The organism is Litoribacter ruber (assembly GCF_018500185.1).
In the GTDB taxonomy this organism is placed as follows: Bacteria; Bacteroidota; Bacteroidia; order Cytophagales; family Cyclobacteriaceae; genus Litoribacter; species Litoribacter ruber.
The window spans coordinates 464,171-488,612 of sequence record NZ_JAHBGI010000001.1 but is presented as its reverse complement, the minus strand read 5'-3'; the positions used below and the strand labels follow the sequence as shown (position 1 = coordinate 488,612).

General features: G+C 48.2%; 13 protein-coding genes. 3 read left to right on the top strand and 10 right to left on the bottom strand.

The annotated features are described in order from the left end of the window. Positions 1-327: 327 nt before the first annotated feature. The 7 genes from KIH41_RS02110 to KIH41_RS02080 form a co-directional block, all read right to left on the bottom strand. Complete coding sequence (locus tag KIH41_RS02110) at positions 328-909, bottom strand: YeeE/YedE family protein (RefSeq protein ID WP_214161332.1); 582 nt, start codon at positions 907-909, stop codon at positions 328-330. A 15-nt stretch (positions 910-924) separates the two neighbouring features. Continuing rightward, complete coding sequence (locus KIH41_RS02105) at positions 925-2,307, bottom strand: OprD family outer membrane porin (protein WP_246538890.1); 1,383 nt, start codon at positions 2,305-2,307, stop codon at positions 925-927. A 734-nt stretch (positions 2,308-3,041) separates the two neighbouring features. Beyond that, positions 3,042-4,463, bottom strand: coding sequence for an MBL fold metallo-hydrolase (locus KIH41_RS02100; RefSeq protein ID WP_214161331.1), 1,422 nt, complete (start codon positions 4,461-4,463; stop codon positions 3,042-3,044). A 234-nt stretch (positions 4,464-4,697) separates the two neighbouring features. Continuing rightward, on the bottom strand, positions 4,698-5,018 hold the full coding sequence (gene trxA / locus KIH41_RS02095) for a thioredoxin (protein WP_214161330.1): 321 nt from the start codon (positions 5,016-5,018) through the stop codon (positions 4,698-4,700). Positions 5,019-5,048: 30 nt separating this feature from the next. Next, positions 5,049-5,384: a rhodanese-like domain-containing protein gene (locus tag KIH41_RS02090; RefSeq protein ID WP_213945000.1), complete on the bottom strand. Its 336-nt coding sequence runs from the start codon at positions 5,382-5,384 to the stop codon at positions 5,049-5,051. A 487-nt stretch (positions 5,385-5,871) separates the two neighbouring features. After that, positions 5,872-6,543, bottom strand: coding sequence for a rhodanese-like domain-containing protein (locus tag KIH41_RS02085; RefSeq protein WP_213945001.1), 672 nt, complete (start codon positions 6,541-6,543; stop codon positions 5,872-5,874). 166 nt (positions 6,544-6,709) lie between these two features. Then, positions 6,710-8,044, bottom strand: a complete 1,335-nt coding sequence (locus KIH41_RS02080; protein WP_214161329.1) for an MBL fold metallo-hydrolase — start codon at positions 8,042-8,044, stop codon at positions 6,710-6,712. 679 nt (positions 8,045-8,723) lie between these two features. Here KIH41_RS02080 and KIH41_RS02075 point away from each other — a divergent pair. The 3 genes from KIH41_RS02075 (at position 8,724) to KIH41_RS02065 (ending at position 18,452) form a co-directional block, all read left to right on the top strand. Then, entirely contained in the window at positions 8,724-11,978 is a 3,255-nt protein-coding gene (locus KIH41_RS02075) for a choice-of-anchor tandem repeat GloVer-containing protein (RefSeq protein ID WP_214161328.1), read from the top strand. A 347-nt stretch (positions 11,979-12,325) separates the two neighbouring features. Further along, positions 12,326-16,441: a choice-of-anchor tandem repeat GloVer-containing protein gene (locus tag KIH41_RS02070; RefSeq protein ID WP_214161327.1), complete on the top strand. Its 4,116-nt coding sequence runs from the start codon at positions 12,326-12,328 to the stop codon at positions 16,439-16,441. Positions 16,442-16,718: 277 nt separating this feature from the next. After that, positions 16,719-18,452: a SulP family inorganic anion transporter gene (locus KIH41_RS02065; RefSeq protein WP_214161326.1), complete on the top strand. Its 1,734-nt coding sequence runs from the start codon at positions 16,719-16,721 to the stop codon at positions 18,450-18,452. Between the two features lie 402 nt (positions 18,453-18,854). Here KIH41_RS02065 and KIH41_RS02060 read toward each other — a convergent pair whose 3' ends face one another. From KIH41_RS02060 to KIH41_RS02050, 3 genes are read right to left on the bottom strand one after another with little or no spacing between them, the layout of a single operon-like run. Next, the gene (locus KIH41_RS02060; protein WP_214161325.1) at positions 18,855-22,031 is read right to left on the bottom strand and encodes an efflux RND transporter permease subunit; all 3,177 of its coding nucleotides are present in this window, start codon (positions 22,029-22,031) and stop codon (positions 18,855-18,857) included. Continuing rightward, positions 22,028-23,146 carry an efflux RND transporter periplasmic adaptor subunit gene (locus KIH41_RS02055; protein WP_213945007.1) on the bottom strand — a complete coding sequence of 373 codons (1,119 nt, stop codon included), beginning with the start codon at positions 23,144-23,146 and terminating at the stop codon, positions 22,028-22,030. The genes KIH41_RS02060 and KIH41_RS02055 overlap by 4 nt, the downstream gene beginning before the upstream one ends. Beyond that, complete coding sequence (locus KIH41_RS02050; RefSeq protein WP_214161324.1) at positions 23,143-24,429, bottom strand: TolC family protein; 1,287 nt, start codon at positions 24,427-24,429, stop codon at positions 23,143-23,145. Before KIH41_RS02050 ends, KIH41_RS02055 begins: the two co-directional genes overlap by 4 nt. Between the last annotated feature and the right edge of the window lie 13 nt (positions 24,430-24,442).

Sequence of the window (24,442 nt, the reverse complement as noted above, 5' to 3'; positions counted from 1 at the left end):
GAAAACTTGGTGCCCTGTGTGGCCAATTGTCTCCGCGATGTGGCCTTGGTGTCCTTCGTGAAAACTTGGTGCCCTGTGTGGCCAATTGTCTCCGCGATGTGGCCTTGGTGTCCTTCGTGAAAACTTGGTGCCCTGTGTGGCCAATTGTCTCCGCGATGTGGCCTTGGTGTCCTTCGTGAAAACTTGGTGCCCTGTGTGGCCAATTGTCTCCGCGATGTGGCCTTGGTGTCCTTCGTGAAAACTTGGTGCCCTTTGTGGCCAATTGACTCCGCGATGTGGACTTTGTGCGACTTCGTGGAAACTTGGTGCCCTTTGTGGCCAATTGACCTAGAATCCCACAAATGCCATAATATGCGGTAGGAGCAGGTGGGTCATGGCGAAGCCGCCCAGCATGAAGAAAATGGTTGCTACCAAAGATGGCCACTGCAGGTTGCTGATCCCCATGATGGCGTGGCCTGATGTACAGCCGCCCGCATATCGGGTTCCGAAACCTACCATAAAACCACCTATCACGAAGAAAAACAGTCCTTTCAGCGTAAACAGGTTGTCGAAGGTAAAGATCTCCTTGGGCATCAGATTGCCAAAACTGGTTATCCCCAAGGCTGCAAGATCCCTTTGGGTGGACTCGGCCACTACTACGGTGTCGGGATTGGAAATAAACACGGTGGCCACAAAGCCTCCGATCAGCACTCCCAGCACGAATACCAGATTCCACATTTCCTTCTGCCAATTGTACTGGAAAAAGGGAATGTTGGCCGGAAAACAGGCCGCACAGGCATGGCGCAGCGAAGAGGATATCCCGAAGGATTTGTTGCCCAGCAGCAGAAGCGCCGGTACCGTCAATCCAATCAACGGGCCCGCCACATACCAGGGCCACGGTTGCTTAATCAGTTCAATTAATTGTTCCATTTTCTAATCTATTGTTTAAAATCTATAATCCATTATTACATTGAAGTTCCACATATCCACCCGGTTGATCCGGAAACGGTCGGGAACCTGGTTGGGCCTCTGGGCGGTCTTGTTGACTACCATAAACCTGAGGTCCAGCCCTTTGAGAAAACCGTCAAATTCGTAGTCAAGTTCGCCCACGAAATGATAATAGGACGGCACCCCGTATTTGTTTAACCCATAATTATTAATGTCCGGGTTTTTGACTGTGCTGGCACCCAGGGCACCTCTCCAGTTATGTGAACTTTTCCAGTCATATTTGGCGGTGATGGCTGTGACCCCGCCATTTCCTTCGAATCTTTCTCTTGGCAAACTGGCATAAAACCTTTCCCTTCCCCATTCTCTCGGAAAGAGAAATCTTCCCGAGTCTGAAATGCCGAGGAAATTCAGGGACCAGGCATGGTTTCCGCCATACCATCCGGCCTTGCCGCCTATCCCGTAGGTCTGCTCGCTGTCCATAATATAGGACATGGTTGGGTTTTCGTTGCCTCCCCCTGTTGGGGACTGATAAAAGCCCTGCAAACCCAGTTGCAACCCTTTTCCCCCCATCCCAAACTTCCAATCTGTCTGGGCAAAGGTGGTGTTGAACACATTTTCCGCCCAATAATTATATACCTGGAGGTTGCCTTGCTCATTCAGTTTGCGCTGCACGCCCAGCATCCCTATGCCTTTGGAGGTAATGTTGTCCTTATACCTAGAAGGCTCCCCAAAAGGATTCCTGCCAAAGGGATACACCCCGAAGGACTCCTCAATGGTGTACCAATCCACCGTGCCCCGCATGGTGACATGGCTGAAAGCACCCCCGTATATGTCCCATTCGTTAGTCTTGTACCTGAGAGTCAAACCACTGAAAGTATTAGGCCTCATCCGGTTGTCCTGCTCATTTAGGAATGGCGAGTTAACACTTTGCCTTCCGAAAACGGCCTGAAAACCGCCCTTAAGATAGGAAATATACAAATGCTCCAATCTGTCCAGGTCTCTGGTGTTATCCAGATCATTCATGTCATAGAGCAGGATTTCGTACCTGTTGACATTTCCCGTGCTCGGGTCCGCTATGCGCAGATTATGTTCATAGAGCTGGAAAACAAAGAACCCGCTAAATCCCACATGGAAACCTTTGAAGGAAGGGCTGTAATACCCCATCCCAGCTCCGGTGGCCAGGGAGGAATAATCCAACAAAGCGCCTTTGTTTCGGGTAGCCATGTAGAATTTGCGGACATGAAAGTCCAGCTCCCCATTTTTGAACCAGTCGCCCAGTGTTCCACTGTTCTGGCCCATGCTGTCCATTTTGGCGTGTTTCTCTTGGGGGTAAGCCACAAGAGAGATCAACATCGCCGCTACAAACAGATACTTTTTCATCACGTTACAAAGATACATCATCATCTTGTGTCCTTACAGTGACATTCATCACACTGCAAATCTTTAAACCGAAAACGGCGAGAACTGAGTCTCGCCGTTTAAGGGTTTGTTTGGTTTAATATAATGTACTAGGTACTAGGTACTAGGTACTAAGTATTTTTGGGTCGGGGGCTAGTTTTATGTCCATTTGGCCTTGGTGCTAATTTCAGCGAATGAAGCCTTAATGCACGTTTCACATCCCCCAAACCCCCTTCAAAGGGGGAATTACTTTCGGACCGCAAAGAGGATTTTGTGTCCTTCGTGACCCTTTTACTTACGTGAGTATTTGGGTACGAAGTACCAGGTACCAAATACCAAGTATTTCTAGGTCAAAGGCTTGTTTTATACCCTTTTAGCCTTGAGGCTAATTTGAGCAAATGAATCTGAGAATAGACCTTCGTGCGACTTAGAGGAAACTTTGTGTCCTTCGTGACCAATTTCATTTCAGCCTGGCGTCGCTTCGCGGTTTCTAAACTCCTAAACCTCCCGATCCGCGCAGCGATGATCGGGAAATAAACCTGCCTTTGCCGGCAGGCAGGCTTCTAAACCCACTATCCAATTTTTGTCACGTCCTAGACCTCTCCATTTCGCTTCGCTTCAGTCGAGGTGACGACGCTTAATTGTCCGCGAAGAGGCCTTAGTGCGACTTCGTGAGCACTTTGTGTCCTTTGTGACCCATTTCAGTGCCCTGCCCTTTACAGTAACGTAGAAGGACAGACGTATTCGCTTAGTTGGAATTTGCCTGAATCCTTGATGGCTTTGAAGCCGCCGTCCACGTCGATCAAGTTGTCGTAACCTCTGGCTTTGAGGATGGAGGTGAAGATCATGGACCTGTATCCTCCTGCGCAATGCACGTAGTAAGTCTTGTCCTTGTCCACTTGGGCCATGTTTTCGTTGATATAGTCCAAGGCAACATTTTCAGCTCCCACGATATGCTCGCTGATATGCTCGCTGTTTTTCCTCACATCCAATATGGCAGCCTGGGGGTCGTTTTCCTTGATAGCGGCCAACTCATCTGCTGAGATGGATCTGATGGCATCCACTTCCTTGCCTTCAGATTTCCAAGTTTCGAAACCTCCTTTTAGGTATCCCAAAGCATGGTCATAACCCACACGGGCAAGTCTGGTGATCACTTCTTCCTCTCTACCCTCATCGGCAATGATCAGCAACTCCTGCTTCACATCCGGGATCAAAGTCCCTACCCATACGGCAAATGACCCGTCGATACCGATGTTGATGGATTTAGGTACAAAACCTTTGGCGAATACCTGAGGAGCTCTGGTATCCAGAAGGATGGCTCCGGTCTCATTGGCAGCAGCTTCAAACTCCGTAGGAGAAAGAGCTCTCTGGCCTCTGGTCAACACCTCGTCGATGTTGTCATAACCCTGGATGTTCATCATCACGTTTTGTGGGAAATATGACGGCGGAGGGGTAAGTCCGGTAATCACTTGTTTGATAAACTCCTCTTTGCTCATGTCCTGCAAAGCGTAATTGGTTTTCTTTTGGTTGCCCAAAGTATCGGAAGTTTCCTTGCTCATGTTCTTCCCACAGGCACTACCCGCACCGTGGGCCGGATATACGATCAAATCATCGGAAAGCGGCATGATCTTGTTTCTCAAAGAATCGTAAAGATGGCCCGCAAGAATGTCCTGGGTCAAATCCTCGACTACTTTTTGGGCCAGGTCAGGTCTTCCCACGTCACCGATAAATAAGGTGTCGCCGGTGAAGATGGCCTCTTCTTTACCCTCCTCATTGGTCAAAAGGAAAACGGAGCTTTCCATGGTATGACCTGGAGTGTGGATCACTTTAATTTTAGCTTTACCGATGGAGAATTCCTGTCCATCCTGTGCCACTACGGCATCAAAGCCCAGTTTCATTTCAGTTGGACCAAATACTATAGTTGCACCGGTTTTGGAAGCAAGGTCTTTATGGCCTGACACGAAATCGGCGTGGAAGTGGGTTTCAAACACATACTTGATCTTCACTCCGTTTCTTTCCGCTTTTTCAATATAAGGCTGCACCTCTCTCAAAGGATCAATGATTGCGGCCTCTCCGTTGGACTCGATGTAATAAGCACCCTGTGCCAAACATCCCGTATAAATCTGTTCTATTTTCATAATGGTTATATTTTCCGTATTTGATAATTATGTCATGTTCTAAATTTACTTGACACTTTTTTCTCAAGCTTTTTAATTTTTCTCCGAGAAGTGGCCTTTGTGAAACTTCGTGAAAACTTGGTGGCCTTTGTGGCCAATTTTTACACTAGATTCGGTCTTCCGTCTTCCGTCTTCCGTCCTATTATTCTACAAAGTTAAACTACGAATCGCTCAAGCTAAATGACATTTGTCACATTATACTTTGGCGTGTTGTCTGATGACATGCACCAGCTGATTGGCCGGCACCACACCGGACTGCCTCCACAAAGGTTTGCCATTCTGGAATAAAATCAAAGTGGGAACGCCTCTAACCTGAAACTTGCTTGCGGCCAGCTGGTTTTTGTCCACATCCACTTTGATCACCTTGACGGCTGTACCCATCTGCTTGGACACATCCTCCAGTATAGGCTGCATCATCTGACAGGGTCCGCACCAGGTGGCAAAGAAATCCACCAACACCGGCTGCTCGCCGGAGATTAGCTCGTTGAAAGACTTAGGTCTATTTTGAGTGCTCATATTTTTTTCTTTTGTACAAAGTACGATAAATCAAACCGTATCAAAAGGCCAGCTCATGATGCCGCCTTTCAGGTTGTTCACATTTTCAAATCCGTTGCTAGCCATGAGGCCGGCAGCGGATCCGCTTCGGTTGCCGCTTCTGCAGTACAGGTAATACTCCTTGTCTTTGGGCAGGCCTGCGATCTGCTTGGCAAAGTTACCCATCAGGTCGATATTTCTGGCCCCTTTCAGTTTCCCGCTTGCAAATTCCCCTGCACTTCTCACATCAATGATCACGGCATTTTTATTTTTCATGCCTTCTTGGAAAGACTTGGCGTCAAGATCATTGTAACCCTTTGGTTTGCTTTTAAAGAAATTCGAGAACATAATGGTTATTAGTTTAAGTTTATGCAAAGGTAGTGTAAGGAGGTGGGGTGTACAGTAATTTTAGTCACATAGGGGGATGTCGGATGTCGGATGTCGGATGTCGGATGTCGGATGTACGATGTCGGGTGTCCGATGTCGGATGGGGTGCACGTGGTTGTCATGGTTGTACGCCCCGCGAGTCGCTTGCGGCTCCCCGGGGCTGTTGTCATGGTTGTCATTGTTCTACGTAAGGTCAGTCACGGGTGGGATGAGAGCCCGCTTAACGAGAACAGTTGAAGGTAGGGATTCGGCTATCTTTCAAAGGCTTTGCCTTTGAAAGGACTTTCGGTTGATATTACGCAAATAATGTCCTGCGGGGCGCGGATTGGAACCATGACAACAATGACAACTTAGCCAGGGAGGCGAAGCCGACCCATGGAGGGACAACAGTCCCGAAGTGCGAAGTTTACCTCCCAGGGGAGGCGACTTCGGGACGGACAACTACGGATCAATCCTTCTTCGGCAAGTATCCCTTGATGTGACTGCCCATATCGAGCACTTTGGCTCCTGTCAGTTCGTGGTGAAGGATGCTGGCGCCGATGGCGGAGCGGTAGCCGGTACCGCAATGGACGACAATGGGTTTGCCAGTAGGAATCTCATCGGCGCGATCGGCTAGCTCGGCCAAGGGGATGTTTACCGAGTTTTTGAACACCGGATAATCCTCATGCTCATCCTCTCCCCTCACGTCAACAATCGTAAACGCATCGGGATCCCGATCAAATTCAGTTTTGTCAAACTGCTGAATTTTTTCCCCATCCGTTTTATTGTACAAAAAGACTCCTTTGATATTAGGACCATACCCCACCGAATCGGCATGATCCACTAGCATGGAAAGCCTTTCAGGATTATCTGCCACTACAAAGAATTCCACCTCAGGGTCCACCATTTTGGTTAGAAATTCCCCGAACTTGGCCTCCTGAATGTTGATGGCACCCGGCAGGTGGGATTGCTTAAACTTCTCCTGAGGCCGGCCGTCAATGATCACGGCGCCACCCTCAGGGTTGTAGTTTTCCTCCATCAGCGGCACATCCCGCTTTACCGGGGTCTGCCTCTCATCCTGTGCGATTGCAGCCTGACCGAACATGCCGGCCATTGCTGCGAGAATTAGTAGTTTTTTCATTTTGTATGGATTAAAGTTATTAAAGGTGGTTAGGAGGTTATCTCTGGGCGCTGCGCGCATCCAGAGGGTTTAGAAGTTTAGAAATAGCACTCCCTAAACTCCTAACCAATCCCGCACCGCATATAGCGAAGCTATGCGGTGCGGGATGCTAAACTTCTAAACTGCCTCAGTTAAAATCCTTGATCGCCTCACTCATATCCATGACGGTTTTGTCGGGGAAGGCGTTTTTGACGATGGAGCTACCTGCTGCCGAGCGGTAACCCCCGGCACAGTGGACCACAATAGGTCTATCCTTCGGGATTTCGTTGATGCGCTCCCTAAGTTCGGGCAGGGGAATGTTGATCGCCGAATCAAATACCTTATCCCCTTTGGTTTCGCTGGTATTCCGGATATCCAGGATGGTGTAGGCATCCTTGTTTTCCTTAAACTTACCTTTATCAAATAAATCGAAGCCTTTGCCGTCTTTTCCGGTGTAAACAAAGGCAGCCTTGATATTCAGTTCATACCCGATTTTGGCTGCCTTTCGGATCAGTTTGTCCAGTGTCTCCTCGTCTTCAGCTACCAGGTAATAAGCCTCATCAGGTCCGACTATACTTCCCAGCCAGGTTTCGAATTTTTCCCCGTCCATGATGTTGATGGCACCGGGTAGGTGTGATTCCTTATATTTATCGCCTGAACGTCCATCGACGGTCAGGGCTCCCTCCTCGGGATGGAAGTTGGGCTCCATTTTTTTCACTTTGGCTACACTTTCCAGATAATCTGGCGCGCCCTGTTTGTTGAGGTCCACATCGTAGGGGAAGTACTTAGGGATAAAGGGCTGGTCCTCGAGGAGGATTTCCACAAACCTGTCCTCACTCATGTCCTGAAGGGCATAATTGGAAGCTTTTTCCTGACCGATGGTGCTGCTGTTGGCATCACTCATGGACTTGCCGCAAAGGGAGCCCGAGCCATGGGCCGGATAGACCACCACCTCATCTTCGAGTTTCATTAATTTTTCACGGGTACTTTTGTACATCTGGCGTGCAAGTTCCTCGCGTTTGGCCTGCATTTTCCCGGATTTCTCACGCAGGTCAGGTCTTCCCACATCACCGATGAATAGGGTATCCCCCGTAAAGACCGCTTTGTCTTTGCCTTCTTCCGAAAGCACTATGCTGATACTGTCAGGAGAATGTCCTGGAGTGTGAAGGGCTTTGAACTTAACTTTGTCGCCCAGGCTGATTTCATCACCTTCATCAAAGGCCTGATGCGGATAATCAGCGCCCACCATCTCACTGATGTAAACGGTGGCTCCGGTGGTCTTGTGGATCTCATAATGCGAACTGATGAAATCGGCATGCGGGTGGGTCTCGATCACACCCACGATTTCGGCACCATGCTGTTTGGCGTATTCATAATAAGGTTTCGGATCCCTGGCAGGATCTATTAGAACAACCTTGTTGTCGGCCAACACGGCATATGAAAAATGAGAAAGTCCCTTGTCTTCAAATTGTTTGATTTCCATGAATGTACAAATGGTTTGTTAATGGTTAAATTTTATTTAGTACAAAAATAATTCTATTTCTGTTTAAACTCGGTGACTTGGGTCACTTAGAGGCTCTGTCTTTCCCAAACACGCCCTTTGCTATGACGTCATGATTTCTCGCAGCGGCGCTGCGAAAATCGTTGCGCCTGCCGGCAAAGGCAGGGTCGCAGCCTGCCCTATTTGCTGTTAAAGTAGATTAAGGGTTTAACGTCCCGCTGGCATAATTGCATTGGAGCCCAGCGGGACTGATTAATGGATTAAGGAGACTTAGTGCCCACCGTTAATCCCTTAATCCTTAAACCTTTAAACCTTTATAAGTCAATATTTTTTTCTAGGAAACACTATAATATTATAACAACAAAAGACTATATTTGTAATAATATAAAGAATTATTTTAACTATTAGTATTTTATACGTGTAGCAAGTAATATCAACTAATTGCTTTTTATAAGTTGGTAATTTGGGTGGGCCTATGGGTCTTTTTTGAGGATTTTTTTTAGAAAACCATTAACCATAAACTGCTAGGCCTATGACCCTGAACTCTTCCTAACCCGTTTTTCCCGCGGCTTATCACTTTTGAGATCATTACGGGCATGCATCCATGCCGGGCGGGACACCTATGCTTTTTTTGAAATCTTTTTTACCAAACAGAGAAATTATGAAAACCTTTATACCAATCAAAACCACAGGATTTTTACACGCCCTATTGACCATCTTGCTGATTATCTACTTTGTCCCGGAGTCAAAGGGGCAGCGGGTTTTCGGTACGGGGCAGGATGGAGGGCCTAAAGGCGGGGGCACCATCTTTAGCATGAATCCCAATGGAGACAACTTTACAATTGAACATGCATTTGAGCTTCCCATGAGTGGCCCTATTGCATTAGCGCAGGGGATGGATGGCAGTTATTACGGTACCAATTATGGAGGAATATATGGGCAGGGAGCAATTAGCCGATATGCGGCTGATGGCACGGAAGTGCAGGTACTGCATTATTTTGAGGGTGGAGAAATGGGTGGCCAACCTTTCGGTCAACTTATCCAGGATGAGGACGGCAATTTTTATGGTTTTGCTTTGGGAGGGCAAACCGATGATGGAATCCTTTATAGATTTAATAGCCAAGGTGGGTTTACCATATTGCACCATTTCAATAGTGCTACGGCGGTTGGTGGAAATCCTAGAGATGGAGTCACGCTAGGCAGTGATGGAAGACTTTACGGAACCACCGGTTCTAGTTTGGATGGTTTCGGGGCAGGGGCATTTTTTGTTATCGATCGTGACGGAACTGGCTTAACTACCTTTAGGGAATTTGAGGGATTTGGAAACGGAAGCCCCTCGTCAAAGTTCTACGAAGGACCTGATGGTTTACTTTATGGGCTACTAGACTATGATAATGCCCTGTTCAGAATATCCCCTGATGGCAGCAACTTTGAGACATTAGGAAACCTTGATTCAAGTTTGCAGCTTTTTTCCATGGTAAACCATCCGGATAACGCTGCAGGAATTCTATATGCATTGGCTATTCAGGGATTTGCTGGAGGAGAGACGAAGATTTATAAAATAGATACAGAAACGGCCGAACTGGAATTGCTTTATTCTATGGAGTCCCCACAAAGCGCTGACAACAGGGTAGATTCAGGATTATTAATTGATAGTGACGGATTCCTTTATTGGCTTACCCGCACGTTCAGGGCTAATTCCCAGGTCTTCCGCTTCGATCCGGATTCGAGAGCTTTAACTGTTTTTTCCCATCTTGAGTCAAGCAATGGCTTTATAAATGCTACCACCATTGGCTTTAATAACAGTGGAGACCTATTCGGAGCAGGATCCATTCGTGAAAAGATTTCCACTTTGATCTTTAAGTTGGATTTAGAGGAAAGCACCCCCAGCATTGTTTATGAAAAAACTATTGAAGCCCCTTTTGGTCCAAACAATAGGTTGCTTGAAAGTTCATTTGGCAAGCTGTACGGCACAGCCGCTGGGGGGAAAGGTGTAGGAACGATCTTTGGAATAAATGCCGACGGAACTGGCTTTACTGTTCTAAGAAACCTTGACAGCAATGAGGACGGAGCCTACCCCACAGGGTTAATTGAAGGAAGCGATGGACATATTTACGGGGTAAATTCCGGAGGCGGGGTTCATTTGGGCGGTACAATATTTAAAATGTCTCCGGATGGTTCTGACTTTTCGGTACTCCGCCATATTCACCCAGAATTGGATGGAGGCAACATCAACGGACAGCTTGTGGAAGGGCCAAATGGGCTGCTTTATGGGTTGGCCAGAGATGAGGGTCCCGAGGGATTTGGAAGTTTGTTTAGCATCAGCAAGGAAGGAGACTTTAATGTGGTATATGCTTTTTCAGAGGCCAGAGCAGGCCGATCTCCAAACGGGTCCCTCACTTTAGGTCAGGATGGCAGACTTTATGGGTTTACCACAGAAGGCGCCAGAAATAGAAAAGGAACAATTTTCAGCATAGGTTTGGATGGCCGCGATCTGCAAGTCCTATATGAAACCCCATTTCGGGACCAAGGGATGTTTCCCATTGACCACATGGTTGAGGGAGATCCTGGGATATTCTACGGTGTGATGGTAACGGGGCCGGATGATTTTTTCAGCTTTTTGGATTATGGACTGGTTTTCAAGCTTACGGTGGAGGATTTAAATTTCGAGATTTTACAAACCTTTGTGGTGGAGGAAGATGGGGTTCCGGACATAGGGTTGGCCATTGACAATCAGGGAAATCTGTATGGCGGAACCGATATAAATTTTCAACCATATGACCCCATTACCCAATCCGGGGTGGTTTTCAAATTAAGCGCCGGGGATTACAATTACGAAATACTCAGAAGGCTCAATGAATCAACTGATGGAAAAGGTGTGACAGGCGTTAGCTTTATTAAAGGAGATTTGCCCGACTGCATTGAAATCAAGCTTGGTGATCTCATCATTGACCCAGACAAGCGCGCACCGGTGGGCAAAACCGTGAGACCTCATCTGGCACTGCCATCCGGGGAGATCAAGTCGGCCACCTGGCATTGGGGCAATGGGCAAAGCAGCCCGGCTACCATTGATAACGGCGTGGCCACGGGTACATTTAGATATGAGGAGGCCGGCCTTTACAGGATCAGTCTGGAAGTCGAAAGCGGCTGCGGGGAAAATACCCTAGCCGAGGCCGACCCCTACCCCATTTTTGATCCCGAGGCGGGGGCTGTTGCAGGGGCAGGCTGGTTCCATTCCCCGCAGGGGGCCTACATACCCAGGCCTAACTCTTCCGGCAAGGCCTTCTTCAGCCTTTCGGCACGCTATCATCGCCACAGCAAAACCCCTTCAGGCCATGTGGGACTCAATACCCGTGATTTCAAATTCAACAGCAGTTTCCTCAACTGGCTGGTGATTGAGGAGGATAAGGCCGTGATCCAGGGGGTAGGCAAACTCAATGGCAAAGGCAACTATGGATTCCTGCTTGCCAGCGCCGAAGGCACTTCCACTACCAAAGTCCGGATGAAAATCTGGGACAGAAACCGGGGTGACCAACTCGTCTACGACAGCGACATCAATGCCCCTTGGGATGCCATGCCCGAACTTTTGGCACAAGGAACGGTGACCGTGCTGGAAGGAAGCAAGCGTAAGGGCCAACCCAGCCATGAGGAGCTGTTTGCCGAACTGCTCAAGAAAATCAAGGCCTACCCTAACCCGACAACTGACAAAATCTTTGTGGACCTGGGAGATCTGTCCCCGGAACTCATCACCACTATCCTGACGGATGCCTATGGCAACCTGGAGTTGAGGGACCTGCATCAACTCTTGGAGAACAACATTTTGGAATTCAACGTGAGCAGGCTGAGAAAAGGCACTTATTATATTCAGGTTCGTACCGAATATGGCTACCACAGTGTGAAAGTTTTGAAGAGGTAAGAGTTGCTTATTGACATCTTTTGAGGCAAGTATTCCAAGTCGGGAAAAACCCAGTCCCGACTTGGGCCCGCCTCCCTATTTACCACATAATCACCTTAAAATCATTGTTTTACACCTTTTAAAAGATTTGCAATTAGCTTAAATTTGTAACATAGATTACCATTGGATTTTGATTTTTTCAGAATAATTGACTGCAGGTTAACCCAAGGCAACATGTAGCGCAACGTTACAGACTGCTTTTTAATTAGGCCGGTTATCTAGCGGGATTTTTAGGTTTTGGTACTGGTTTTCAAGCAGTTTTTTTCAAAGAGCTACGTTCCACTTAACCTTCTACACCTCTGTTGATTATGAAACCTATTTTACTAAAAAACCCAAAAAGCTTTGTTCTAGCATGGATCTGTTATCTGCTATTGGCGCCCTTTATCATTCAATCAGTGGTGGCCCAAGACAAATTTTACGGTTCCTCCCAAAGCGGATATGATTTCCCCGGAGGCTTTATTTACGCGGTCAATTCGGATGGATCGGATTTCCAAGTTATCAAAGACTTTGCCCCTACGCCGGGGGCCTTTTCCAATGGACTTTTATTACTCGATGATGGGGACTTTATGGCGTCCTCCAATACTCAGCGGGCCCTCTACAGGTTTTCGGGTGACGGTTCAAATTTTGAAACCATCCCCATAAATGCCAGGCCACTGGGTCTTTTTTTGGCAGCGGATGGATTCATCTATGGCTCCGCAGAAGTCCAAATTTCCGACGATGACGTTGAAGCCAGAATATTTCGGATCAACCAGGACGGATCAGGCCTGGAGTTTTTTGAAAACCCGGCAGGCATCCTGCCCAGAGAAGTTTTGCATGTATCCGACGGCTACTTTTATACCTCACAGCAATATGGCATCCTGAAAATCCGGATAGGTGGAAATGAAGCCACCATGTTGGGGGAGGCCGAATTCAGAACTGATTTTTTCTCCCCTAGCGTGGCACTGGTTTTTGAGGAAGATTGGATTTATGGCTTTGCGGCAGACAACAACGGAAGGTCCAGATTTTACAGAATGGGAACCGATGGCACAGACTTCCAGTATTTACGGCAATTTGAGGAGTTCGGAAATTTTGAGTTCAGGCCAGTCGGGAAATTACTCTTGTCGGACAACAACTATTTGTACGGTTTTGCCCGCAGGAGTGGGACCAGCAGTGCTGCCTTTCGCATCGGGCTGGATGGTTCAGGCTTTGAGATTTTACATGAATTCCCATCCGAACTCCACTTGGGTTCCTTGAGCGAAAGAGATGACATGTTATTTGGGATTACGGAAAGGCGGGTATTTAGCCTGGAAAAAAACGGCGATAATTTCACCCAGCTTTTCAGTTTTGATCCCCCTCTCGAGGATCCGAATTTCAGCTCACCCCTCAATCAAAATATTGCATTTGACAACGATGACAACTTACTTGCCCTAACCTACAACCAAATATACATTGCCTCACCCAACAGCGCTGATTTGGACAGCCTCCCGCTACCATTGAACGTGGAAGGACTATCCCCGATCAATCTCGTTCAGGTGGGCAATACCTTCTATGGCATAAACAGGTTTGGGGGAGAATTTGGGCATGGTACGATATTCAAAATAGAAAACGGCCAATTTGAAATCACCAGACAACTCGACCAAGAATTTGCTTTTTCACATCTGGAGGCGGGTCAAGGTGGCAACCTCTATGCCATGGGAAATCGACTGGTCCGCATTTTTGCTGAAGGAACAGATTTGGAAATCATTCGGGAATTTACGGGTAGCCGGTTTATTCCCAAAAAGTTGTTTTACAAAGATGGGTATCTGTATGGGGAGGACGGAGATGAAGTGTTCAGCATGGATACAGAAGACAATTCATTTAGCTCCATACTTGACATCCAGGATTTGGGTCCAAACTTCAACTTGTTGCTTTTGACCAGGGGCAGCACTTTCTACGCAATTTCCCAAAAATCTTCCACCCTAAGGGAGTTGGTAACGTTTTCGGATACCGGCTCTGATTTTCAGGTCTTACTGGAGTATGACACTGAGGAGATTAATGACATATTAGCTTTGATCGAAACTGAGGATGGGGAGATATTCGGGATTTATCAGGATGATGAGTCTACCTCTGGCAAGTTATTCCAACTTGAAAATGGTGATAGCGATTTTGGGGTGCTTTACAATTTCCCATGGGTTGGTGAATCCCTTATAGAGGGCTCAGACAATTCACTGTATGGCACTGCGGGCGGTTTTAGCAGCTATTTATACCAAATTGAAAAAGACGGCACCGGATTTTCTGAGATTTTCGCCATTGAAAACTCCGGCCTTTTGGGTTTGCTTGTCAAGCAAACCATGGCCGCCCCCCCAATGGACAATTTCCCACTATGGGGCCTTTCCTCTAGGGGCGATCAGGAGATAGGGTCTATTTTTTCCCTGCAAAACGACGGCTCGGACTTCACTTCCCTCAGGGATTTTGTGCCCAGTGACGGGGAAATTCCAGTCGGAAAACCAATCTTTGGTTCAGATGGATATTTTTACGGTATGACCCGTGACGGTGGATCCAATGGCCTAGGCACTCTGTATAAAATAAAACCCGATGGCACATCCTTCTCGGTGATCCATAATTTTGCCGAACCGGATGGCACCCACCCTCTGGGAAGCCTGGAATGGGGGGGAGACAACTACCTATACGGAGCTGCTTATTCTGGTGGCAATACCGGTGGGGGGACGGTCTTTAGGATTCGGCCAAACGGTTCCGGTTTTGAAGTCTTGAAACACTTTGACCAAGAACAAACAGACCAAGGATTTAGGCCAAGCGAAATCCTGCTGGCCGAGGACGGAAAAATCTATGGGCATGCCAATGGCGGCAACCAATTCAATGGGCTGCTATATAGTTTGGAAAGGGATGGCAGTGATTTTACCATATTAAGGCATTTTGACGATCCGGATGGCAGGTATCCAACTGGGGATCTCATCCAAGGGTCTGACGACTACATCTATGGCCTCACCGAAGAAGGAGGCAATCGAAGGGGAACCCTCTACAAAATCAGTCTCGATGGCTCTGAGTTTATGGTTCTAAGGAGCTTTGACAGAAATGAAGAAGGCTTTTATCCAATTGGACAGCTTTTAGAATACCGACAGGGGGTTTTCTATGGACTGCTCGAGCATGGAGTAGAGGAAGATGGGGACGGCAGCATTTACAAAATAAATGCGGATGGGTCAGGTTTTGAGGTTCTCCACCGCTTTGTTTTTCCAATTTCTAGTCCATCCAGCGGGTTGGTGGCTGGACCTGATGGGTTGCTGTATGGTATGACTATCAATGCCATCTATCGAATCAGTCCAAGCGGGTCCAATTTTGAAGTGATCAAAGAAGTGCCTAGTGAATACAGTGGCATTCGGGGGCTGGCCTTGGCTGTTTCCGAAGACTGTATTTCGGCTGAGATAGGAACTGTTGAAATTATACCTTCCAATCCCGTCGGCAGCACTACCACCATTACTGCCTCGGCAGCCTATACTGGTTCAATCCAGGGAGCCAAGTGGAATTGGGGTGACGGGAACACCACCGAAGCTACCCTCACCGATTCCACCATTGTAGGCACCCATAGCTATTCAACAGCCGGATCCTATCAGGTAACCCTTGAGGTAAGCGACGCCTGTGGAGTTCAGGTTTCGCCTTCTATAGAAGTGGAAGTCACAGATGAAGCCTCTCAAGGCACCGGTTCGGTGAAAGGCGAAGGCATGTTCCTTTCCCCAAGAGGGGCATATGTCAGCAGACCACAGGTCAAAGGCATGGCTCACTATACCTTCAGCGCCAAGGCAACAGAAGGCAAGGTCAAAGGCAACTTCCAGTTCAAGATAGCCGACCTCCACCTTAGAAGTACCCGCTTCAGCAGCTTGGTGATTGAGGACAACAAAGCCTGGCTGCAGGGCGAGGGCCGGATCAAGGGCAAGGGCAAATACGGCTTCCTGTTGGCGATGATGGATGAGGAAGACAAACGAAATGAAAAAAGCTACCGCAAGTGGAAATCCCGCGGCAAGGACAAACTCCGCGTGAAGATCTGGAACCTGCAAAAGGACGGTCGCGTGGTCTACGACAACCAGCTCGGGGATGCCGACGGGGCTGTGGCGACTGCTACTATTGAGAGGGGAACCATCATAATCCTGAAGGAAGAAACCCTCCCAGATAGCACTGCTGCCAAGGACTTCCTATTGGAGCAGCTCAAAAAGATCAAGGCCTACCCCAACCCGGCCAGCGACAGGATCACGATTGACTTGGGAGACATTGACCCAGAGCTAATCCAGTCCATGCTGACCGATGCCTACGGCAACCTGGAAATCAGGAATGTGCATAGAAAGGCTGGCGGGAATAAAATTGAGTTTGACGTGTCTTCTTTGAGGTTTGGCACTTATTATATCAGGATATATACAGACAAGGGCTCGCATAGTATTAAGATCATGAAGAAGTGAGGTCCGCCGTGAGAGAAAAGGGGCACAGAGGTTCAACAGAGCCTCTTCGCGGAGAAATTCCAGAAAGTAGCATTTGTCCCCGATGTGGTTAAACTTAGTACATAGTACCTAGTACCAAGTACAATATATGTCAGCTAATAAAGAAAGCCCCTAGGCTGTGTCCCCAGGGCTTTCTTATTTAGAAAGACTGCATATTCATGTGATTTAAATCACTGAGTGAAAGGGACCTAAAAAGTATCTTTGTATAGATTTCAATTAAGAGGTTTGAACATATTCTATGAAAGATAAACTGACAAAATTTCTCCCCATACTGGAGTGGCTACCCAACTACCAAAAGGGCAATCTTCAGGGAGACTTATCGGCTGGGCTAACGGTGGGAATCATGCTCATCCCCCAGGGTATGGCCTATGCCATGCTGGCCGGACTCGAACCAATCCATGGACTGTATGCGGTGACCATACCTCTATTGCTTTATGCCATTTTCGGGACTTCCAGGCAACTGGCCGTAGGACCGGTAGCGATGGTTTCACTGCTGACCGCTGCCGGAATCGGGGCGTTAAACCCATCCGGTCCTGAGCAATACCTACTATATGCCCTCACTTTGGCCTTTTTGATCGGCCTCATCCAGTTTGGAATGGGCCTATTCAGATTGGGCTTTGTGGTAAACTTTCTCTCCCATCCCGTGATCAGCGGGTTTACATCTGCGGCGGCCATTATCATCGGACTCAGCCAGATCAAGCACCTTTTCAGAATCAACCTACCCAATAGCGAACATATTCAGGACATGGCAGTGGCTATAGCCCAAAATATCGGGGATACCCATTTTTTGACCTTGGGTATCGGTGTACTGGGGATCCTGATCATCAAGTTTGGCAAAAAGATCCACAAATCCTTCCCTGCCCCCTTGGCGGCTGTGGTAGTCGGTATTTTGTTGGTCTGGGGTTTTGACCTGACCGGACAGGGGGTAAAAATCGTAGGGGAGGTGCCAAGCGGTTTGCCTAGCCTATCCGCTCCCTCTTTTGATTTGGACACCTGGAATACCTTGCTGCCCATTGCCTTGACGATTTCATTGGTGGGATTTGCGGAAAGTTTTGCAGTGGCCAAAACCATCCAAAACAAGCATAAAAATTACAAACTGGACGCCAACCAAGAGCTGATCGGCTTGGGGATGGCTAATTTTGGAGCGGCCTTTTTCAAAGGCTATCCGGTCACCGGCGGGTTTTCCAGAACTGCTGTAAACAATGACGCCGGTGCCAAAACAGGCCTGGCCTCCATCTTCAGTGCCGCGCTGATCGTGCTCACCTTATTGTTTTTCACTGATTTGTTTTACAACCTGCCAAGCGCCATACTGGCTGCGGTAGTGTTGGTAGCCGTTTCGGGTCTGATTGACTTTAAGGAACCGGTAAAGCTTTGGCACAAAGACAAGGCGGACTTCTGGATGTTGACTTCCACCTTTGTGATAACGCTGACCTTGGGGATTGAAACCGGGATAATCGCAGGGATGGTGCTTTCCCTGCTTGTAGTCATCTACAGAGCTTCCAGACCACATATGGCGCAGCTGGGAAGGGTTGCCGGAACCAATATTTTCAGAAATGTCAACAGATTTAAAGAGCTGGAGAATAGAGAAGATTTGCTTATGGTGAGGATTGACGGGCCAATTTACTTTGCCAACATCGAATACATCAAAAGCAGAATCGACAAATGGCTGGAGGAAAAAGGTCCGAAGGTCAAAATGATCGTCTTCAACATGGAAAGTGTGACCAACCTGGACAGCACAGGAGCCCATGAATTACACGACTGGGTCACTACTTGGAGGTCGCAGGGTTTGGACGTTTGCATCACTGCCACCAAAGGCCCCGTGCGGGACACACTCAACCGCTGGGGGCTGATTGAGTGCGTGGGAGCAGACCATATGTTTGTCGATGACAATTCCGCCGTGGAATACTTTGACCATACCGCCAACCTGGAAAACGCCAAGAAACTTTCACCCTACGCAACCCAGGTCAACTAAAAAAAGAAAATCCCGCACCAACCGACGCGGGATTTTCCATTTATAAACAACAACAATTCAGCACATGAAATGCCAGGACGGTTAGAAGGTTATGTCCCGATTGGGGCTGGCGCACATCGGGACGGTTTAGGAGTTTAGAGAATGCAGGCCTGCCGGTCGGGGATCTTTACCATCTTTCTTGCAATTTCACCCATCAACTATACTTAATCGGTTCCAACTGGCTCCGTGTATAGGCGCCAAGAACCACCTGCAATCTTTCTCGACGCCTCGCGCCTAAACTTCTAAACCGTCTCTCGCTGGAGGCGAAGTTTACCTCCCGGGGGAGGCCGACAGCGGACTTAACCTCCTAACCAGCTGTGCTAAGAAGTGGATGCAAAGGCGTTAGTACAGTCGGTTAAGAGGTTAATTTCTATCGTCCTCTTCCTTTTCCGCCTTTTTTTTCAATTCTGCCAACTCTTCTTTACTATAGGCTTTTCTTGAAATCAGAACAAATAAAACGGGTACCAGGAAAATGGTCATGGTGGTGGCAGCGACCATTCCACCAAATACTGTCCAGCCGATCGTCTGCCTGGCCAATGCTCCAGCACCACCTGCAAATGCCAAAGGCAAAATCCCCAAAATGAAAGCCATGGAAGTCATGATGATAGGCCGCAACCTCAGCTCAGCGGCTTCCCGGGCTGCTTTCTTGATGGACATGCCCTGATCTACCCGCTCCTTGGCATATTCCACAATCAGGATGGCATTCTTGGCCGCCAATCCCACCAAAGTCAAAAGCCCGATTTGGGCATACACATTATTGTCCAACCTAGGGAAAAGCAACAAGGTGAGTATGGCCCCAAAAGCCCCCGTGGGCACTGCCAGCAACACTGAAAATGGCACAGACCAGCTTTCATAAAGTGCTGTCAGACACAGAAACACAAATAAGATGGACAACAGGAAAATGATGATGGTGCTTGCACCCGTTTTGACTTCCTCCCGCGTGATTCCCGAAAACTCATACCCATATCCAGAAGGAAGATGCTTTCCCGCCAAGTCCTCCAATGCCGCGATGGCGTCCCCTGAACTCCTTCCGGGGGCTGCCTCCCCATTGATAGTGGCGGATCGGAAAAGGTTAAAATGGTTGATCAATGGGGCATTTTCGATCAGCTCCACTTCGGCAAGCGAGCTCAAGGGAGTTAGCCCCCCGGCAGGGTTACGAAGGAAAAACTGCTGTATAGCCTCCGGCTTTTCCCTGTAATTGCTATCTGCTTGCACCAAAACCCTGAAATTTCGACCATAAAGAATGAAGTCATTGACATAAAAGCTTCCCAAGTAGGTCTGCAGAGTTCGGTACGCATCTCCAATATTCAATCCCAGCCGGGCGGTTTTTTCCCTGTCCAGATTAAATCTATATGCAGGAGTGGAGGCACTGAAAAAGCTGATCGCATTGTTGATATCCGGGTGGTCATTGGCCTCTGATATGAAATTCTGGAGGTTCTCCTCAAAGTTTTTGATATCCCCACCGGCTTCAAGTTCCTGAAAAACAAATGAAAACCCAGAGGTGCTGCCCAGACCCGGAATAGCAGGCGGAGCTAAGATGACTATTTTGGCCTCAGGAAGTTCTTCAGCAAGCAGTTTTTCTAGCCTGTCCCTGACTTCAAAAGCCCCCTGCCCGCTCCCACTCCGTTTATCCCAAGGCTTCAACTGCGTGAAAACAGTTCCGCTGTTGGACTTGGTGGCAAAGTTGACGGCATTCAGGCCAGTCACGGCAGAATAATGCAAGACCTCTTCCTGTTCGTCCAGGATTTCCATGAGCCTTTTGATGGTAGAAAGGGATCGGGCCGTGGAGGACCCCTCAGGGAGTTCGAATGCGACAAACAGCCTTCCTTCATCCTCCACAGGGATGAAGCCGGTGGATTTCTGTTGGAACATGAAAAAAGTAGCCACCGCCAGTACCACAAGACCAATAATGAAATACAGCGACCTTGAAAAACTCCACTTAACTTTTTTGATATACCAGTCCCCCATCCTGTCAAACCAGGTGTTGAACTTATGGAAAAACTTGTTCAGCCCGGTGGATTTTTCAGATACCTCCGTGGGTTTAAGTAGCAAGGAGCAGAGTGCGGGGGTTAGGGACAAAGCCACAAAACCCGAAATCAGGCCAGAAACCGCCACCGCCATGGCAAACTGCTGATACAACCTTCCCAAAATCCCCGGGATAAAACCCACCGGGATGAATACCGAGGCCACAATCAATGACATGGCAATCACCGGACCTGAGATTTGCTTCATGGCCTTGCTCACCGCTTCCTTGGCTGAGATTTTTTCCTTTTGCATGATAGCAGAAGTGGCCTCCACCACCACAATGGCATCATCCACCACGATCCCAATAGCCAGCACAAACCCGAAAAGGGTAAGGGTATTAATGGTGAAGCCAAGCGGTATAAACAGGGCAAATGTACCGATAATGGATACCGGAATGATCAAGATTGGAATGAGGGTGGCCCGCCAATTCTGCAAAAAGAGAAATACTACCAAACATACCAGCCCTAAGGCTATAAATAGCGTTTTTACCACTTCATTGATGGAGGCGTCCACCACAGAAGCTGACTCAAAAGGAATGATGTAGTCCAGATCGGGGGGGAAACTTTCCTTCAGCCTTTCCATAGTCTCCCTGATCCCTTCTTCTGTTTCAAGAATATTGCTGTCCGGGGTCTGGTACACCAACAGATAGGCGGCAGGATAGCCATCGGTAAAGTTGTTTGGGGCATAATCAAAACGGCCCAACTCCACCCGGGCCACATCTCGCAGGTAGACCAGGGCATTGCTGTCCTCATCTGCTTTGAGGATTACGCTTTCAAATTCCTCCACACTTTGTAAGCGCCCATTGGAAAACAGCGTGTATTCGAAAGCCTGATAATCCGGCTGGGGAGGGGCCCCCAATCGGCCTGCGGCAATTTGGATATTCTGATCTTGAAGGGAGTTGATCACGTCAGTGGCAGTCAACCCCAGCTGCGAAAGCCTATCAGGCTTCAGCCAAACACGCATACTGAAATCCTCCGCCCGGGCAAAAATATCCCCGACACCGGGCACCCTGAGCAGCTCATCTTTTACAAATATATTGGTATAGTTATTTAGGAAATCTATATCATGGGTCCCTTCGGGGGAAAACAGGGAAACGATAAGCAGGATACTCGGATTTCTTTTCCGAATGATCACCCCCAGCCTCCTTACCTCCTCAGGCAACAAAGGTTCGGCTATACTGACCCTGTTTTGCACCTCCACGGCTGCCACATCGATATCCGTCCCCACATCAAAAGTAATGTTGATCGTCATCCTGCCCTCACTACTTGCCGTGCTTTCAATGTAAGACATCCCCGGCGTACCGTTGATTTCAGTTTCAAGGGGAGTGATAACTGTCTGTTCGATGGTTTCAGCATCAGCGCCTGTGTACACGGCCGTCACCTGAATAGTTGGTGGGGTAATGTTCGGGTATTGGGACACCGGGAGGCCCACAATGGCCAAAATGCCAAACAGTAAAATAAAAATGGATACTACGATAGCCGTATTGGGCCTTCTTATAAAAACATCTGCTATCATCGCTGCGTCTGGTTTTCTACCCGTACGGCAGCACCATCACTCACCCTTTGGATACCTTTTACAATCACTTCCTGGCCTTCCTGCAGCCCGTCCAAAATCACCGTTTCTCCCTGCAGCTTTCTACCGGTTTGCACTTTTACCTGTCTGGCTTCCCCATTTTCGACTATGTAAACAGAAAATTCCCCCATCTGCTCCTGCACGGCCTGCTCAGGCACCAGCAGCACCTCACTGCTTTCTTCTTCTTTGACAATCAGCGTGGCGCTAAGTCCGGGACGGAGTAAAAAATCCGGGTTGGGAAAAGAAAGCCTGATCTGGATGGTTCCCGTATTGCGGTCCACTGCCCTGTCGATGATGCGGATATTGCCGGTGTATGGATAGCTCTGACCGTCAGGCAAGCGGAGCAAAAACACGGAATCGGCCTCAATATTTTCACTAAACTGCAGAGAGGTAAACTTTCTCAGGTACCTTTCCTCCGGAAAAAAATCCACCCCCATGGGCTCATCTCTGGAAAGGGTGTTCAACAAAGTCTGTCCTGGCTGTATGAGGGTTCCTTCCCGGACCTGCGAAAAGCCTATGGTACCATCAAATGGCGCATAGATGCTGGCATATTGAAGGTCAATCCGGGCATTTTCAAGATTGGCCTCAGCTGCGGCAACCTCCTGTTCTGCATTGCGCACCTCAATCACCGCATTGTCATAGATCTGCCCAGCAATGGCATCCTCCTCCTGCAATGCCTGATACCTTCGCAAATCCCGCTGGGCCCTTTCCAGATTTGCCTTCGCAATGGCCAGCTGCGACTCGGCCTGCTCCTTTCTCGCCCTGAATCGGGTTTCATCTATTTGATAAAGCAGCTGGCCCTTTTTGACCCGCTGTCCTTCTTCTATATAAATACCTGTGATATAGCCATTGACATCAGCCCTCAACTCCACCTCTTCCACAGCGGTGACTGTGGCCGGATATTGTTGGGTGAAATTCACGTTGGATTTCCTGGCCTGCACGGTCTGTACTACCGTGGGTTCTTCTTCCTCTTCCTCTTCACCACAGGAAAATAGAAAGGGCAGCAAACCCAACAGCATCAGGCAGTAAATTCTGTGGTATAATCTGGTCGTCTTCAATCGTATATATTTACGTCAATAGTTCCTCTCGCCCGCAACACTTCCAGCCTGCTGGTCATCATTCTAAAAAGGGCGTTGTAATAATTAATTCTAGCCGTTCGCAGGTCGGTTTCAGCCTGTATCACCTCCAGGAAGTTTTTGATTCCTTCTTCATATTGCAGGCTGACAGTGTTGTAGATTTCCTCTGCCAACTGCTTGTTGCTTTCCAAAATTCTGAATTCATAAAACCTGGATTTGTACCCAGATAGGGCCTCTTCATGCTCACGGTTTATTTGCAACAACAGGCCATCTTCAGCATATTGCAACTGTTCAAATTCGAGGTTTGCTGCACGGATATCATGGTTTCTTCTTCCTCCTTGGAAAATCGGAAAATTCAGCCGAAGCCCTGCTAGGGAATTCGGGTATGCCCGGTTGAAAATTTCATTTCCAAAAGGTGTCTGATAGATGATGTTATAATTGAAAAAAGCACTGAGTGTGGGAATAAACCTGCGTCGGAAATAACTGACCTGTTCACCCTGCAGGTCTTGCTGGGTAAGCAGCAACTGATAATCCGGTCTCCTTCCCACCTCGACGGTTTCCAGGGTATCCAGTGAACTGCTCAACACCATTTTCTCCTCGTCGTACACCAGTCGGATGGGCTGTGTGACGCCACTTCTTTCCTGCAACACGGCCAACATGGCCTTATAATCCTGCTGAGCTTCAAATAGGGCCGCCTGGGTGTTTTGTAAGGTGATGGTTGCTCTTTTGTAATCGATGTTATCGGTAATGCCGGCTTCATAAAGCAGCCTGGCATCTTTGAGCTGACGCTCCTGTCTTACCAAGTCTTCTTTATTGATACGGATTTGTTCCTGGCTGAGGAGGGTTTCATAAAAAGCCCTACCAACCTCCAGAATTAAGTCCTGCTTGAACTCTTCTACCTGATATGCGGCCTCCTTCCTCCTAAGCTCGGCCTGTCCTTTGGCCAAAAAGAGCTCATTGTTAAATAGGGATTGCTCCACAAAGAAATTCACATTGGAATTGAAGGGCACGCCCGTACGGACTTCCTGAAATTGACCGGACTCCGGGTTGTTGAAATCGGGAAAGATGGCTACTGGCTGTTCAAAATACCTGAAATAATCCGCAAACACCCCCGCCTGCGGAAACCATCCCGACATATCCGACCTTACCTGCGCATCGGCAATGTCCTCTTGCAGCTTCATTTGCCTAAAAACCGGCTGGTTTTGAAGGCTGTAATCGATGATTTCTTCTAAAGAATACGAAACCGTGTCCTGTTGTGCAAACAACTGGCTGAACGTT

Coding starts and splice junctions, on each gene's coding strand:
- KIH41_RS02110 (WP_214161332.1), bottom strand. CDS start 909: ATGGAACAATTAATTGAACTGATTAAGCAACCGTGGCCCTGGTATGTG.
- KIH41_RS02105 (WP_246538890.1), bottom strand. CDS start 2,307: ATGAAAAAGTATCTGTTTGTAGCGGCGATGTTGATCTCTCTTGTGGCT.
- KIH41_RS02100 (WP_214161331.1), bottom strand. CDS start 4,463: ATGAAAATAGAACAGATTTATACGGGATGTTTGGCACAGGGTGCTTAT.
- trxA (WP_214161330.1), bottom strand. CDS start 5,018: ATGAGCACTCAAAATAGACCTAAGTCTTTCAACGAGCTAATCTCCGGC.
- KIH41_RS02090 (WP_213945000.1), bottom strand. CDS start 5,384: ATGTTCTCGAATTTCTTTAAAAGCAAACCAAAGGGTTACAATGATCTT.
- KIH41_RS02085 (WP_213945001.1), bottom strand. CDS start 6,543: ATGAAAAAACTACTAATTCTCGCAGCAATGGCCGGCATGTTCGGTCAG.
- KIH41_RS02080 (WP_214161329.1), bottom strand. CDS start 8,044: ATGGAAATCAAACAATTTGAAGACAAGGGACTTTCTCATTTTTCATAT.
- KIH41_RS02075 (WP_214161328.1), top strand. CDS start 8,724: ATGAAAACCTTTATACCAATCAAAACCACAGGATTTTTACACGCCCTA.
- KIH41_RS02070 (WP_214161327.1), top strand. CDS start 12,326: ATGAAACCTATTTTACTAAAAAACCCAAAAAGCTTTGTTCTAGCATGG.
- KIH41_RS02065 (WP_214161326.1), top strand. CDS start 16,719: ATGAAAGATAAACTGACAAAATTTCTCCCCATACTGGAGTGGCTACCC.
- KIH41_RS02060 (WP_214161325.1), bottom strand. CDS start 22,031: ATGATAGCAGATGTTTTTATAAGAAGGCCCAATACGGCTATCGTAGTA.